14 protein-coding genes are annotated in these 15280 nt (G+C 61.2%); 6 read left to right on the plus strand and 8 right to left on the minus strand.

The features are described 5' to 3' along the window. Positions 1–61: 61 nt before the first annotated feature. The 7 genes from gltA to GJ700_RS24530 form a co-directional block, all read right to left on the minus strand. Complete coding sequence (gltA, locus tag GJ700_RS24500) at positions 62–1363, minus strand: citrate synthase (RefSeq protein WP_154378897.1); 1302 nt, start codon at positions 1361–1363, stop codon at positions 62–64. Positions 1364–1460: 97 nt separating this feature from the next. Further along, on the minus strand, positions 1461–1742 hold the full coding sequence (locus GJ700_RS24505) for an FAD assembly factor SdhE (protein WP_154378899.1): 282 nt from the start codon (positions 1740–1742) through the stop codon (positions 1461–1463). 3 nt (positions 1743–1745) lie between these two features. Beyond that, positions 1746–2456: a succinate dehydrogenase iron-sulfur subunit gene (locus GJ700_RS24510; protein ID WP_154378901.1), complete on the minus strand. Its 711-nt coding sequence runs from the start codon at positions 2454–2456 to the stop codon at positions 1746–1748. Positions 2457–2472: 16 nt separating this feature from the next. Continuing rightward, the gene (gene sdhA, locus GJ700_RS24515) at positions 2473–4251 is read right to left on the minus strand and encodes a succinate dehydrogenase flavoprotein subunit (protein ID WP_371868109.1); all 1779 of its coding nucleotides are present in this window, start codon (positions 4249–4251) and stop codon (positions 2473–2475) included. A gap of 3 nt (positions 4252–4254) precedes the next feature. Continuing rightward, the gene (gene sdhD / locus GJ700_RS24520) at positions 4255–4620 is read right to left on the minus strand and encodes a succinate dehydrogenase, hydrophobic membrane anchor protein (RefSeq protein WP_154378903.1); all 366 of its coding nucleotides are present in this window, start codon (positions 4618–4620) and stop codon (positions 4255–4257) included. A 2-nt stretch (positions 4621–4622) separates the two neighbouring features. Then, entirely contained in the window at positions 4623–5042 is a 420-nt protein-coding gene (sdhC, locus tag GJ700_RS24525; protein WP_154378905.1) for a succinate dehydrogenase, cytochrome b556 subunit, read from the minus strand. Positions 5043–5355: 313 nt separating this feature from the next. After that, positions 5356–6144, minus strand: a complete 789-nt coding sequence (locus tag GJ700_RS24530; RefSeq protein WP_195764004.1) for a GntR family transcriptional regulator — start codon at positions 6142–6144, stop codon at positions 5356–5358. A gap of 369 nt (positions 6145–6513) precedes the next feature. Between GJ700_RS24530 and GJ700_RS24535 the strand changes: the two genes are divergently transcribed. The 6 genes from GJ700_RS24535 to GJ700_RS24560 all read left to right on the plus strand — a co-directional run bounded on the left by GJ700_RS24535 (position 6514) and on the right by GJ700_RS24560 (position 14752). Beyond that, on the plus strand, positions 6514–7503 hold the full coding sequence (locus GJ700_RS24535) for a malate dehydrogenase (RefSeq protein ID WP_154378907.1): 990 nt from the start codon (positions 6514–6516) through the stop codon (positions 7501–7503). 132 nt (positions 7504–7635) lie between these two features. Beyond that, the gene (locus GJ700_RS24540) at positions 7636–8631 is read left to right on the plus strand and encodes an HpcH/HpaI aldolase/citrate lyase family protein (RefSeq protein WP_154378909.1); all 996 of its coding nucleotides are present in this window, start codon (positions 7636–7638) and stop codon (positions 8629–8631) included. Continuing rightward, positions 8628–9131 (plus strand): hypothetical protein, encoded by a 504-nt coding sequence (locus GJ700_RS24545; protein WP_195764005.1) that lies wholly within the window; start codon positions 8628–8630, stop codon positions 9129–9131. The genes GJ700_RS24540 and GJ700_RS24545 overlap by 4 nt, the downstream gene beginning before the upstream one ends. 75 nt (positions 9132–9206) lie before the next feature. Further along, positions 9207–11915, plus strand: a complete 2709-nt coding sequence (acnA, locus tag GJ700_RS24550; protein WP_154378911.1) for an aconitate hydratase AcnA — start codon at positions 9207–9209, stop codon at positions 11913–11915. Positions 11916–12043: 128 nt separating this feature from the next. Further along, a complete protein-coding gene (locus GJ700_RS24555; protein WP_154378913.1) occupies positions 12044–13312 on the plus strand; it encodes a DUF2863 family protein in 1269 nt (422 codons plus the stop codon). Between the two features lie 147 nt (positions 13313–13459). Continuing rightward, entirely contained in the window at positions 13460–14752 is a 1293-nt protein-coding gene (locus GJ700_RS24560; RefSeq protein WP_154378915.1) for an NHL repeat-containing protein, read from the plus strand. Positions 14753–14813: 61 nt separating this feature from the next. Here the strand turns inward: GJ700_RS24560 and GJ700_RS24565 are convergent, their stop codons facing one another. Next, complete coding sequence (locus tag GJ700_RS24565) at positions 14814–15278, minus strand: CYTH domain-containing protein (RefSeq protein ID WP_154378917.1); 465 nt, start codon at positions 15276–15278, stop codon at positions 14814–14816. Positions 15279–15280: the final 2 nt, after the last annotated feature.

Below are 15280 nucleotides of genomic sequence, written 5' to 3' on the forward strand. Positions count from 1 at the left end.
AGGGGCCGATAGTAAAAAAGCGGGCCGAAGCCCGCTTTTTGCGTCCGTACGACGAACCGGATTAACGCTTGTCCAGTGGAGGTACGTCGCGCACGGTGGCGCCGACGAACAGCTGGCGTGGACGGCCGATTTTCTGTTCTGGGTCGGCAATCATTTCGTTCCATTGCGCGATCCAGCCGATGGTACGGGCCATCGCGAAGATACCGGTGAACAGCGAGACCGGGATGCCCAGTGCCGACTGCACGATGCCCGAGTAGAAGTCGACGTTCGGGTACAGCTTGCGCGACACGAAGTATTCGTCGTTCAGGGCGATCTTTTCCAGTTCCATGGCCAGCTTGAACAGTGGGTCGTCTTGCAGGCCCAGTTCGTTCAGCACTTCGTGGCAGGTTTCGCGCATCAGTTTCGCGCGTGGATCGAAGTTCTTGTACACGCGGTGACCGAAGCCCATCAGCTTGACGCCAGAGTTCTTGTCCTTGACCTTGGCGATGAACTCAGGGATCTTGTCGACCGAGCCGATTTCTTTCAGCATGTTCAGTGCCGCTTCGTTGGCGCCGCCGTGGGCAGGGCCCCACAGGCAGGCGATACCGGCAGCGATACAGGCGAACGGGTTGGCGCCCGACGAACCGGCCAGACGCACGGTCGAGGTCGAAGCATTTTGCTCGTGGTCCGCGTGCAGGATCAGGATGCGGTCCAGCGCGCGCACCAGCACGTCGTTGACTTTGTATTCTTCGCATGGGTTGCCGAACATCATGCGCATGAAGTTGGCGCTGTACGACAGGTCATTGCGTGGGTACACGAACGGCTGGCCGATCGAGTATTTGTAAGCCATCGCCACCAGGGTTGGCATCTTCGCGATCAGGCGGATTGCCGACACTTCGCGGTGGTGCGGGTCGTTGATGTCCAGCGAATCGTGGTAGAACGATGCCAGCGCGCCGACGGTGCCAACCAGCACGGACATCGGGTGCGCGTCGCGGCGGAAGCCACGGAAGAAGAATTGCATCTGTTCGTGCACCATGGTGTGCTTGGTCACGGTGTCGACGAATTTTTTCTTTTCCGCTGCGTTCGGCAGTTCGCCGTTCAGCAGCAGGTAGCACGATTCCATAAAGTCGGCGTTCACGGCCAACTGTTCGATCGGGTAGCCGCGGTACAGCAGCTCGCCCTTGTCGCCGTCGATGTAGGTGATCGACGAGTTACATGCCGCGGTCGACATGAAGCCCGGGTCATACGTGAATTTGCCGGTGGCGCCGTACAGTTTGCGGATATCGATGACGTCCGGGCCAATCGTGCCTTTGTAGATCGGGAATTCGACCGGCTGGCTACCATCGGAGAACGACAGAGTTGCTTTGTTGTCAGAGGTGTTCATGGACTCTTCCTTCCTGGAGAGATGCAGCTTATTAAAAAAACCTTTGGTACTACCAGCGGCGTAAAGGGGGCCGGTTTCGGGTATCCGGCCCGCCCCGTCACGCAAGACGCAAACGTTGCAGCAGTGCGCGCACATGCGGCAGATCGACCTCGCCTTCCGGCTCGGTTCGAGCCAGCACCAGATCCATCAGCGCATTGTCCGACAAGTCGAGGAGCCGCGTGAGCGCGTCCACTTCCTCGTCGGTCAATTCTTCTTCATGCGCATCGAGAAAACGGGTCAGGATGATGTCGTTTTCCAGCAGGCCGCGGCGCGCGCGCCAGCGGAGGCGCGCGCGGTTCGCTGGATCTGCCTGATGCGCAGATTTGTCCAGATGCGTCATAAATTAAATGGCGCGGCGGACCATCAATTCCTTGATCTTGCCGATCGCCTTGTTCGGATTCAGGCCTTTCGGGCAAACATCAACGCAATTCATGATCGAGTGGCAACGGAACAGACGGTATGGGTCTTCCAGGTTGTCCAGGCGCTGGCCGGTGGCTTCGTCGCGCGAGTCGGCGATGAAGCGGTAGGCTTGCAGCAGGCCGGCAGGACCCACGAATTTGTCCGGATTCCACCAGAACGACGGGCACGACGTCGAGCAGCAAGCGCACAGGATGCACTCGTACAGGCCGTCCAGTTCCTCGCGCTCGGCAGGCGACTGCAGGCGCTCGGTTTCCGGCGGAATCGAGTCGTTGATCAGGAACGGCTTGATCGAGTTGTACTGCTTGAAGAACTGGGTCATGTCGACGATCAGGTCGCGGATGACTGGCAGGCCAGGCAGCGGACGCAGCACGATCGGTTCGGTCAGTTCGTTCAGGTTGGTGGTGCAAGCCAGGCCGTTCTTGCCGTTGATGTTCATCGCGTCCGAACCGCACACGCCTTCACGGCACGAGCGGCGCAGGGCCAGCGAGTCATCCACGTCCGACTTGATGCGCTGCAGCGCATCCAGCAGCATCTTGTCGGTGTCTTTCAGTTCGACGGTCAAGTCCTGCATGTATGGCTTGGCGTCGCGATCCGGGTCGTAGCGGTAAATCTTGAATTTGAGAGTGCGTGGCATGTTCTTGAGCCCTTGCTTAGAAAGTACGTGCTTTTGGCTTGAAGGTTTCAACCGTCAGCGGCTTGGTGACGACAGCTTTGTATTCCAGGCGGTTGCCTTCGGAGAACCACAGCGTGTGCTTCATCCAGTTTTCGTCGTCCCGGGTCGGGTAATCGTTGTGCGCATGGGCGCCGCGCGATTCCTTGCGTGCCGCCGCCGAGGTAATGGTGGCCTTGGCGGTTTCGATCAGGTTGTCCAGTTCCAGCGCTTCCACGCGGGCGGTGTTGAACACTTTCGACTTGTCCTTGAAGGCGACGTGCTTGCGGCGCTCGTCCAGCTTCAGGATTTCCTCGCGGCCCTTGACCAGCGCTTCGTCGGTACGGAACACGCCGCAGTATTTCTGCATCGTGGCGCGGATGTCGTTGGCGACGTCCTGCACTTTTTCCGAGCCGGTCGACGTTTCCAGCTTGTTCAGGCGGTCCATGGCGAAGTCGCTGGCGTCTTTCGGCAGCGGCTTGTTTTCCTTCTGCTTCAGGTTTTGCGCAACGATGTGGTTGCCGGCCGCACGGCCGAACACCACCAGGTCCAGCAGCGAGTTGGTGCCCAGGCGGTTCGCGCCGTGCACCGATACGCAGGCGCATTCGCCGATCGCGTACAGGCCGTTGACGACTTTCTGCGTGCCGTCGCCGTTAGGCGTGACAACCTGGCCGTGGATGTTGGTCGGGATACCGCCCATCTGGTAGTGGATGGTCGGCACGACAGGAATCGGTTCCTTGGTCGCGTCGACGTTGGCGAACTTGTGGCCGATTTCCAGGATCGACGGCAGACGCTTCTCGATGGTTTCCTTGCCGATGTGGCGCAGGTCCAGCAGCACGTGATCCTTGTTCGGACCGCAGCCGCGGCCTTCCTTGATTTCCTGGTCCATCGAGCGGGACACGAAGTCGCGCGGCGCCAGGTCTTTCAGGGTCGGCGCATATCGCTCCATGAAACGTTCGCCTTGCGAGTTGATCAGGATACCGCCTTCGCCGCGCACGCCTTCCGTGATCAGCACGCCCGCGCCGGACACGCCGGTCGGGTGGAACTGCCAGAATTCCATGTCTTGCAGCGGCAGGCCGGCACGCGCCGCCATGCCCATGCCGTCGCCGGTGTTGATGAACGCGTTGGTCGATGCAGCGAAGATACGGCCGGCGCCGCCGGTGGCGAACACCGTGGTTTTCGCTTCCAGCATCATGACTTCGCCGGTTTCCATTTCCAGCGCGATCACGCCGACCACGTCGCCTTCGGCGTCGCGGACCAGGTCCAGGGCCATCCATTCGACGAAGAAGTGGGTGCGGGCGCGGACATTACGCTGGTACAGCGTGTGCAGCAGCGCGTGGCCGGTACGGTCGGCCGCGGCGCAGGCGCGCTGCACGGCTTTCTCGCCGAAGTTCGCGGTGTGGCCGCCGAACGGACGCTGGTAAATGGTGCCGTCCGGGTTGCGGTCGAATGGCATGCCGAAGTGTTCCAGCTCGTACACGACTTTCGGTGCTTCGCGGCACATGAATTCAATCGCGTCCTGGTCGCCCAGGTAGTCGCCGCCCTTGACGGTGTCGAACATGTGCCAGAACCAGTTGTCTTCGGCCATGTTGCCCAGCGACGCGCCGATACCGCCCTGCGCCGCCACGGTGTGCGAGCGGGTCGGGAATACTTTCGACAGCACGGCCACGTTCAGGCCGGCTTCCGCCAGTTGCAGGGAGGCGCGCATGCCGGAACCGCCGGCGCCCACGATCACCGCGTCAAAGCGGCGGGAAGGAATTGCAGATTTGATTGCTGCCACGATTTATACGCTCCACAGAATTTGAACCGACCAGGCGGCGCAGCCGACCAGCCACAGGATGGTGGCGATTTGCAGCGCCAGGCGCACGCCAACCGCTTTCACGTAGTCCATCCAGATATCACGCATGCCGACCCAGGCGTGGTAGAACAGCCCGAACAGCGTCACTGCGGAGAACAGCTTGAACCATTGTTTCGCGAACATGCCGGCCCAGCCTTCGTACGTGAAGTTGCTGCCGGTGAGGAAGGAAACCAGCAGGGTGACGGTGTACACCACCATCAGCACGGCGGTCACGCGCTGTGCCAGCCAGTCCTTGACGCCGTAGCCCGCGCCGACGACGAGGCGCTTTGGTCCGATATTATTGTTTGCCATTTTCAGAACACTCCAAACAGTTTCAGGGCGACCAGTACGGTCAGCGTCAGGCTGATGGCCAGCACGGTGGCGGAGGATTTACGCGCCGAGTCCTTGTCCAGGCCGACGTGCATGTCCATGATCAGATGGCGTACACCCGCGCAGAAATGGTGGAAATAACCCCAAACCAGGGCCAGGATGACCAGTTTGGTGATGGGCTGCTGGGCGATGCCCTGGAAGTAGCCAAACGAGATTTCCGAGCGAATGCTCAGTTCCAGCAGATACAGCACGACTGGCAACAGGGCAAACATCATGAACCCGCTGATGCGGTGCAAAATCGACACAATCGCCGCCAATGGCATGCGGTAGTTGGACAATTCCGTTACATGAATATTGCGAAATTCCGGCCGCTGTTTTCTTGCTTCCCTTACGGCTTCTGACATGTCAAGACCTCCCTATCTATAACTAAAATTTTGCAGGACAGCGATTTTCGCCTATTTTCACTGTCCAGACCAATATCTATTGTTACATATAACGATAATTATGTTTTATCGCTTAGTTGCCGCTTAGCTGCCGCAGTCTCTGGCCATGCCTATTAAGCATGACTCTTTTATAAGCGCAGGTCTTGCCCCGTGGCGAGGGGGCTGCGCGTCTCCTGAATCAAATCGGTTCGAATACTTCCTGGCGGCGGGCAACGGGTAAATGCATTGTCATATTGGCCAGCCGCTTCATGCTCTTCGATGTTCTTTTAGTGGATCAGCTCAAATCGTTCTGGTAATGGTGGCGCAGGGTGGAATACAACCCGCGGCGCAGCTCTACCGGCTTATCGCCATACGTGAACGACACGCGTTCCGACATCAACAGTGGAGTACCGGCAGCCAGCTGCAGCAATTCCGCTTCGGAATCGCCTGCACACACAGCGCGGATCTTTTCCTGCGCGCGGATCATGCGGGTGCCAAACTCAGATTCGAACAGGCCGTACATCGGCCCTTTGTATTCATTGAGACGCTCGGCCGTCAGGCCTTTGAAGATCAAGCCGGGCAACCACAGTTCTTCGACAATAGTGGGAGTGCCGTCGAACGATTGCACGCGCTTGATGAAGACCACCGCATCGCCGGATTTCAGTTCCAGCAGGCGCGCCACGTCGGCGGGCGCGCGCATGCGCTTGACTTCGATAAATTTGGATTCGGGATAATGCGGCACGCCTTCGTCCGGCATCAGCCGCAGGAAACGGAAATGCGCGCGCGCTTCGTGATGGGTCGACACGAACGTGCCCTTGCCCTGCTTGCGCACCACCAGGTTTTCCGCCGCCAGCTCGTCGATCGCCTTGCGCACGGTGCCCTGGCTGACCTTGAAACGGCCGGCCAGTTCCACTTCGCTGGGGATCAGTTCGCCCGGCTTCCATTCGCCGGACTGCAGGCTTTGCGTGATCAGCGCCTTGATCTGCTGGTACAGCGGCGAAAACGTCGGCGACGGGCCGCCGGCCGATGGACCGGATGCGCTTTGCATGTTGGCGCTGTTCAGATTGGACGAGGCGGAGTTCATGGGCAGGCATTTCACCACATTTACCCCTCGCCGTCCAGAAAAAACGTCAACTTATCTGTCTTATATAAGACATAAGATAGCGTTGACAGGAAGTCCAGAGAAGCCTACACTCAGGAGTTGTGCTTATTTGGCCAGGATGGTTGACATCCGGCTCAGAAAAGCATAGTCGCAGTTCCGGTGAAAGGCAATCTGAACTTTGCGGTCTTGTATCAATTAGAAGATAGCGGACCCGGCCCGGCGGGCCGATTATTCACGCACCTGATTGAGGCAAAACCAGCAATTTTTCGTGACCGCTTTTGGTATCATTATATTTTTCCCCGAACCGGGCCCATAGCTTCCGTTTTCATTCCATCACTTTGGAGATTCATCATGGCTAAAACCCCAATGCGTGTTGCCGTTACTGGCGCTGCCGGTCAAATCGGCTATTCCCTGCTGTTCCGCATCGCCAACGGCGACATGCTGGGCAAAGACCAGCCAGTCATCCTGCAACTGCTCGAAATCCCTGACGAAAAAGCGCAGAAAGCGCTGAAAGGCGTCATGATGGAAATCGACGACTGCGCCTTCCCGCTGCTGGCAGGCATGACCGCCCACTCCGACCCAATGACTGCGTTCAAGGACGTCGACGTCGCCCTGCTGGTTGGCGCCCGTCCGCGCGGCCCAGGCATGGAGCGTAAAGACCTGCTGGAAGCGAATGCCCAGATCTTCACGGTGCAAGGCAAGGCGCTGGACGCCGTCGCTTCGCGCAACGTGAAAGTGCTGGTGGTCGGCAACCCTGCCAACACCAACGCTTACATCGCCATGAAATCGGCGCCATCGCTGCCGGCCAAGAACTTCACCGCCATGCTGCGCCTGGACCACAACCGCGCCCTGTCGCAAGTGGCTGCCAAGACCGGCACCCAGGTGAAAGATATCGAGAAGCTGACCGTATGGGGCAACCACTCGCCAACCATGTACGCCGACTACCGCTTCGCCACCGTGAACGGCAAATCGGTCAAGGACCTGATCAACGACCAGGAATGGAACGCCAACGTGTTCCTGCCGACCGTCGGCAAGCGCGGCGCCGCCATCATCGAAGCACGCGGCCTGTCGTCGGCGGCATCGGCTGCCAACGCGGCCATCGACCACGTGCGCGACTGGGTACTGGGCACCAACGGCAAGTGGACCACCATGGGTGTGCCATCGGACGGTTCCTACGGCATCCCTGAAGGCACCATGTTCGGTTTCCCTGTCACCACCGAAAACGGCGAATACAAGATTGTCCAGGGCCTGGAAATCGACGCCTTCTCGCAAGAGCGCATCAACATCACGCTGAAGGAACTGACCGAAGAGCGTGAAGGCGTGAAACACCTGCTGCCATAATCGGCGCACCGCGGCGACATGGACCCGGTCAAACCCGCCATCAGCCGCAACCGCCGCCCCGCTCCCGGCCCCGCCGGAAGCGGGGCGGCGTCTTCTCCTGTCCAGCCCGCCCCCTCAACCACTACTTCCAGCATGCATCCTTCCGAGGTCTTATTCCAGGGCACACGCCAGCCACTGCTGCTCCCCGCCTGCGACCATTACGCCGGTTCTGAAAAGCTGATGCGCAAGTCGATTGCCTTGCAACAAGAAATTGGTCCCCTGTTCGATATCACGTTCGATTGCGAAGACGGCGCGTCCGCCGGCAGCGAAGCGGCGCACGCCGAACTGGTGGCGTCCATGCTGCGCGACGACGGCAACAAGTTCCACCGCATCGGCGCCCGCGTGCACGATTTGCACAGCGCCCACTTCGAGCGCGACATTGAAATCATCGTCGGCCAGGCCGCCGCGCAACTGGCCTATGTCGTGTTGCCAAAACCAGACAGCGTGGCGGAAGTGCGCAAGGCACTGGACCTGGTCAACCACCACGCCAACAAGGCCGGCCGCCAGGGCTTGCCGGTGCACGTGCTGATCGAAACGCACGGCGCGCTGCGCGACGTGCACGACATCGCCGCCCTGCCGCAAGTCGAATGCCTGTCGTTCGGCATCATGGATTTCGTCTCATCCCATTACGGCGCCGTGCCCGGCAACGCGATGCGCACGCCGGGCCAGTTCACGCACCCGCTGGTGGTGCGCGCCAAGCTGGAAATCGCCGCCGCCTGCCATGCGCACGGCAAGGTGCCGTCGCACAACGTGACGACGGAAATCAAGGATCCGGCCGTGGTGGCCAACGATGCCCAGCGCGCCGCCGCCGAGTTCGGCTATACGCGCATGTGGAGCATCCACCCGAACCAGATCAAGCCGGTCATCAAGGCCTTCACACCGCGCTTGTCGGAAGTGAATGAGGCGGCGCACATCCTGCATGACGCCATGAGTGCGCAATGGGGTCCGATTTCGCATGGCGGCAGGCTGCACGACCGCGCCAGCTACCGGTATTATTGGACTGTGCTGCAACGCGCACGTCTGGCCGGCTTGACCTTGCCGGAATCGGCAATTGCCCTGCTTAACACCCCTGTATCGGAAGCATCATGAAAACTGTCTCTCAATTATTCCTGGCCTGCGCACTGGCGCTGGGCTCGTTCACCATGGCCGGCGCCGCGCACGCGGAAGTCGACCACCATGCCAAAGCCACGGAAAAGAAGCCGGCCAAGGCGAAAAAAGCCGCCAAGCCATCTGAAACCGGCGCCGCGCCGGCCATTTCGCCGGCCGACAAGGAAGAAGCCGACGAACCGTCCGTGGCGGATTCGGCGGTTACCGAGTTCAACTGTGAACTGGGCAACAAGATTACGATTTATACCAACGCCGGCGACGATGGCCACATTGCGCTGCGCTGGAAAAAGCGTTTGCACCGCCTGACGCGGGTAGGTACGACCACCGGCGCCCACCGTTTTGAAAACAAGTTGTACGGCTTGATCTGGATCGGCATTCCCGCCAAAGGCATGCTGCTCGATTCCAAGCAGAATCGCCAGTTGGCCAATGAGTGCAAGAGCCCTGAACAGGCAGCAGTTGTGCACATGCCGGCCCAGGGCTGAAGCCGGCATCAGCAGCACCCCGAGTCGTAATTACATAAGAATGAATCACTGACGATACTCACTGAAGGAGATCTCATGTCCCGCAACACTCTCAACACGCTCAAGGAATTCGACATCGCCGGCAAACCAGGCAAGTTTTACTCGCTGCCAGCACTGGAAAAGAGCCTGGGCATCAACATCTCCCGCCTGCCGGTATCGATCCGTATCGTGCTGGAATCCGTGCTGCGCAACTGCGACGGCAAGAAAGTCACCGAAGAACACGTCAAGCAACTGGCCGGTTGGGGCGCCACCGCCGAACGCGTGGATGAAATCCCGTTCGTCGTGGCCCGCGTCGTGCTGCAGGACTTCACCGGCGTGCCGCTGCTGGCCGACCTGGCCGCCATGCGCAACGTCGCGTCGAAAATGGGCGCCGATCCGAAGAAAATCGAGCCGCTGGTGCCGGTGGACCTGGTGGTCGACCACTCCGTGACGATCGATCACTTCCGCGAGAAAAAAGCGCTGGACCTGAACATGAAGCTGGAATTCTCGCGCAACAACGAGCGCTATGAATTCATGAAATGGGGCATGCAGGCGTTCGACACGTTCGGCGTCGTGCCGCCGGGCTTCGGCATCGTGCACCAGGTGAACCTGGAATACCTGGCGCGCGGCGTGCACAAGACCGACGAGTCCGTGTATTACCCGGACACCCTGGTAGGCACCGACTCCCACACCACGATGATCAACGGTATCGGCGTGGTGGGCTGGGGCGTGGGCGGCATCGAAGCCGAAGCCGGCATGCTGGGCCAGCCGGTGTACTTCCTGACCCCGGACGTGATCGGCGTGAACCTGACCGGCGTGCTGCGCGAAGGCTGCACCGCGACCGACCTGGTGCTGACCATCACCGAGATGCTGCGTAAGGAGAAAGTCGTCGGCAAGTTCGTGGAATTCTTCGGCGAAGGCACCGAGACGCTGACCCTGACCGACCGCGCCACCATTGCCAACATGGCGCCGGAATACGGCGCGACGATGGGCTTCTTCCCGGTCGACGACGCCACCATCGATTACTTCAAGGGCACCGGCCGCACCAAGGCGGAAATCGACGCCTTCGAAGCGTACTTCAAGGCGCAAAACCTGTACGGCGTGCCGAAAGCCGGCGACATCGACTATACCCGCGTAGTCTCGCTGGACCTGGGCACCGTCGCGCCATCGCTGGCCGGTCCGAAGCGTCCGCAAGACCGCATTGAAATCGGCAACGTGAAGTCGACCTTCACCGAACTGTTCTCCAAACCCGTGTCGGAAAACGGCTTCAACAAGCCCGCCGACGACCTGACCACCGAATACGAAACGTCGAACGGCGTCAAAGTCCACAACGGCGACGTGCTGATCGCCGCCATCACGTCCTGCACCAACACGTCGAACCCGTCGGTGCTGCTGGCCGCCGGCCTCTTGGCCAAGAAAGCCGTGGAAGCCGGCCTGACCGTGGCGCCGCACATCAAGACGTCGCTGGCTCCCGGCTCGCGCGTGGTGACCGAGTACCTGACCGCCGCCGGCCTGCTGCCGTACCTGGAAAAACTGGGCTTCGGCGTGGCCGCCTACGGCTGCACCACCTGTATCGGCAACGCGGGCGACCTGACGCCGGAACTGAACGCGGCGATCCAGTCGAACGACATCGTGGCCTCGGCCGTGCTGTCCGGTAACCGCAACTTCGAAGCGCGTATCCACCCGAACATCCGTTCGAACTTCCTGGCCTCGCCGCCGCTGGTGGTGGCTTACGCCATTGCCGGCAACATGACGCGCGACCTGATGACCGAGCCGGTCGGCAAGGGCACGGGCGGCAAGGACGTGTACCTGGGTGACATCTGGCCGAGCTCGGCTGAAATCCAGGCGCTGATGAAGTACGCGATGAATTCCAAGGTGTTCAAGGATAACTACGCCGACGTCAAGGGCAATCCGGGCAAGCTGTGGGAAGCCGTGTCGTCGACCGAAGGCCAGGTCTACAACTGGCCTGACTCGACCTACATCGCCGAGCCGCCATTCTTCGACGGCTTCACGATGGAACCGAAATCGGCCGCCTCCGGCATCACCGGCGCACGCGCGCTGGGCGTGTTCGGCGACTCGATCACCACCGACCATATTTCCCCGGCCGGTTCGATCAAGGAAGACGGCCCGGCCGGCAAATGGCTGAAAGAAAACGGCGTGCAGAAAGCCGACTTCAACTCGTACGGCTCGCGCCGCGGCAACCACGAAATCATGATGCGCGGCACCTTCGCCAACGTGCGCATCAAGAACAAGATGATCCCGCCAAAGGCCGACGGTTCCGCAGTGGAAGGCGGCATCACGATTCACCAGCCATCGGGCGAACAACTGTCGATCTATGACGCGGCCATGAAGTACGTGGCGGAAGGTACCCCGACCATGGTGTTCGGCGGCGAGGAGTACGGCACCGGCTCGTCGCGCGACTGGGCCGCCAAGGGCACCCAGCTGCTGGGCGTGAAAGCCGTGATCTGCCGTTCGTTCGAGCGTATCCACCGTTCCAACCTGGTGGGCATGGGCGTGCTGCCGCTGCAATTCATCGGCACCGATTCCGTGGAATCGCTGGGCATCACCGGCAAGGAAACCTACGACCTGAAAGGCCTGGAAGGCGAGATCAAGCCTCAGCAGCAATGCACGCTGGTGATCCACCGCGCCGACGGCACGCCCCAGGAAGTGTCCGTGCTGCTGCGCATCGACACGCCGATCGAAGTCGACTACTACAAGCACGGCGGCATCCTGCCATTCGTGCTGCGCCAGTTGCTGGCTGCCTGATCCTCAGCCACAAAGCTGTATAGAAACGCCGGGTTCGCCCGGCGTTTTTTATTTGGCCGCCGCATGCCGCTGAATCCACTACAATATGCCTAACGTGAATTTTCCTACTGAGAGAACCTGTCAGCGCTATGCGTCGCCCATCCAAAGATTCAACACCCAAACTCACTGCCGACAGCCAGCGCCTCGTCACCCTCGCCCAAGCCGTAGGCCAGTCTGCCAGCCGCCTCGAAGAACGCAACTGGGAAGCCGTACTGGACCAGCAAATCCATAAACTGCTGAAATCCAGCCACCAGGATTCCATCGATGCCGCGCTGAACAGCCTGTTCCGCGACGACTTGACCGCCTATGACGTGCTGATGGACGGCGTCGAAGCCGTCAGCGAATCGGCGACGATCACCGTGGAAGCCGACGGCGTTTCCACCAAGTACGATGTCTTGCTGGTCGCCGCCCCTATCCTGGCCTGGACCCGCTTTTCCATTGCCTCCGGCCCGATCCCGGCCGATGTGCTGAACACGCTGTCCGCGCATTTCTCCGCCCACCTGCTGGCCGATGGCACGCACATGGCGATGGCGTCGACCTTGTATTCGATCGACCAGTTGCCGCGCACCCATGCCGAAGCGTATGGCAAGGTGCAAAAGCTGGCGCAAGCCGCGCTGAAAGGCGTGGCGTACAAGACCGATACCAAGGTGCCGGAAACCGCCCCGTTCCTGGCCGACACCCGCTACCTGCTGGTGGCCGTGGTGGCGCCGCATGGCGGTCCCCTGTTCCGCTGGCAAATGCCGGCTGCCGCCGCGCACTATGCCGATGAGCGCAAGAATGCGCTGGAACAGTGGCAAACGCAGGCGCTGCCCACCGTGAACCGTTTGCTGCCGGGCTGCGGCGTCGAACTGTTGCTGCCGGAAGCGTATTACATGGCGTGCCGCGAAGCGGACAAGCTGATCCGTCCCGTATCGATCCGCGCCGCCGTGCACTACCTGACCCACACGCTGGCCGTGGAACCGTCGGACTTGCGCGCCGTGATTGCCGCCTTTGGCGAAGAAGCGGGCGATGGCCAGGTCGATGAATACCGCGTGGCATTTACACCGCGCCAGAGCACCGACGTCGTGTATGGCGTGGTGTGGCCGTTGTATGGCCAGGAAGACGAGGAAGGCACGCCACCGGAAGGCCCGATTTCCAGCGGCAACCTGGCCAGCCTGCTGAAGCCGCGCACGCCGGTGGAAGAGATCGTCGAACACTTGAACGCGGCCGGCGTCACCACCGTCAAGAAACTGGGCGAGCGCTACGTGTCCGAGTATTGCGACGATTGCGGCGCGCCGCTGTTTGCCGATCCCGCCGGCGAACTGGTGCATGCGGAAATGCCGGAAGATGCGCCGGCAGGCAACGAGCACTTCCACTGAAAAAACGGGCGCTTCCAAGCGCCCGTTTTGCATTTCCCGGCCCGCATTACACATCCTTACACATTTAACATGCCAAAGTGACATTGTGTGAGATTGATCAAGGCGCCGCACCGTTACAGTGCTGTTTTTCCATTGAAACGGATCGACATGACCAGACTCTCCCCCCGCTACGCACTTGTCCCCCTGCTGGCAATCCTCGCCGCTTGCGGCGCCGACGGCCCCACCGGCCTGAAGATCAACGCCACCACGTCCACCGTCATGCAAGGCGGCAGCGGCATTGCGCTGACCGCCACCGGCGGCAGGAAGGGAGACAAGGTCAGCTGGCGGCTGCTGCCTGGCAGTTCCGGCTCGCTGACGCCCAGTGACGATACCCGCAGCGCCATCTATTTCCCGGACGCGTCGGCCGGTGCGGCAAGCACGCACAGCATCGAAGCGAAACTGCGCAGCGATACGCAAACCCTGGCGCTGCAAGTGCAGCCGTCGCCTGTCAGCGAACTGATGGCCAGCCTGCCCCAATGGTGGCAAACCGTCAGCCTGCCCGGCACCGGCGGCACCGGCTACACGGGCGAACCGCGCGGCTTCGCACCCGATGGTGCCGGCGGCTATTACGTATCGTACGCGTCGCCCACGTCCAAGGTGATACAAGTGAAAGGCAGCGCGGCGCCGGTGGAAATCGGCGCCCTGGCCGGTTACGGCATCATTGGCGGCACCAAGGATGGCACGCTGTACCTGGTGCAAGCCGCGGCGAACTATGCGCTGACGGTAAGCAAGCGCACACCGGACGGCAAGCTGAGCGTGCTGACCCGCACCGCGGCGCACGACGGCAAGAAGGCCACCATCGACGGCCCGTCCGGCACCGCGACGGCCCTGCTGGCGCGCTTCACGTTCGACAGCGCGGGTAACCTGTTTGCGCTCGACGGCAGCAAGGTGCGCAAGATCGCCGCCGATGGTTCATGGAGCACGCTGGCCGGCGACGGCTGCGGCATGGGCACGGCGCCGGCCTGCCCGCTCTACCCGGTCGCGGGCAAAGGCGCCAGCGCGCGCATCGGGCAGTCGACAGCCATTGCCAGCGCCACGGACGGCACGCTGTATGTGGCCACCGCCAGCGCAATCCTGAAAATCACGAAGGATGGCGACGTCACCATCCTGGCCGGGGCCAACAACGAGCGTTCCGGCCGCATGATCGATGGCGCCGGCACCGATGCGTATTTCCATCAGCCGCTGTCGCTGTCGCTCGATACGGCGGGCAATATCTATGCGCTGGACTACGACACCATCCGCCGCATCACGCCGTCCGGCGCCGTCAGCACGGTGGCGACGGGCATCGGCGCCATGCAGCAGGGCCACGGGGAACTGGCGGCCACGTCCATCCGCATGAACGACAATGGCGCGATCGACTTCCTGCGGTACGTGGATATCCGCCGGGTCAAGGTGCAGTAAAGAGGAGTCGATGCAGGAATTGCCGGGCACGCGACGCGCCCGGCAAGGCTTCAACGGCAGGTCACCAGTTCGAGTACGGATGGGCGATCAGGTTGGAATTGAGATAGCGCTTGTCGTGCGTGACTTCCTCGCCGATCCAGTCGGGCTTGTCGAAGGCCTGGTCTTCCGACGGCAATTCGATTTCCGCCACCACCAGCCCGGCGTTGGCGCCGAGGAACTCATCGACTTCCCACACAAAGCCCCCGTACGGAATGCGGCGCCGGTATTTCTCGATGATGGGCTGTTCGCACAGCTTGTCGAGAAATTCCACCGCATCGTCCATCGGAATCGGGTATTCCCATTCACCCCGGCTCGCCCCCACGTTCTTGCCCTTGATGGTCATCACCGCGCCATCGCCTTCGATCCGCACGCGCACCACGCGTGACGGATGCGACGACAGGTAGCCCTGGCGCAGCAGGACGGGTTCGCCCTGCCGCATCCACGCATCGGATGTGACGAGGAATTTACGCTCGATCTCGATGCCCATGG

It is taken from the genome of Pseudoduganella rivuli, from assembly GCF_009674485.1.
Lineage (GTDB): Bacteria > Pseudomonadota > Gammaproteobacteria > Burkholderiales > Burkholderiaceae_D > Rugamonas > Rugamonas rivuli_B.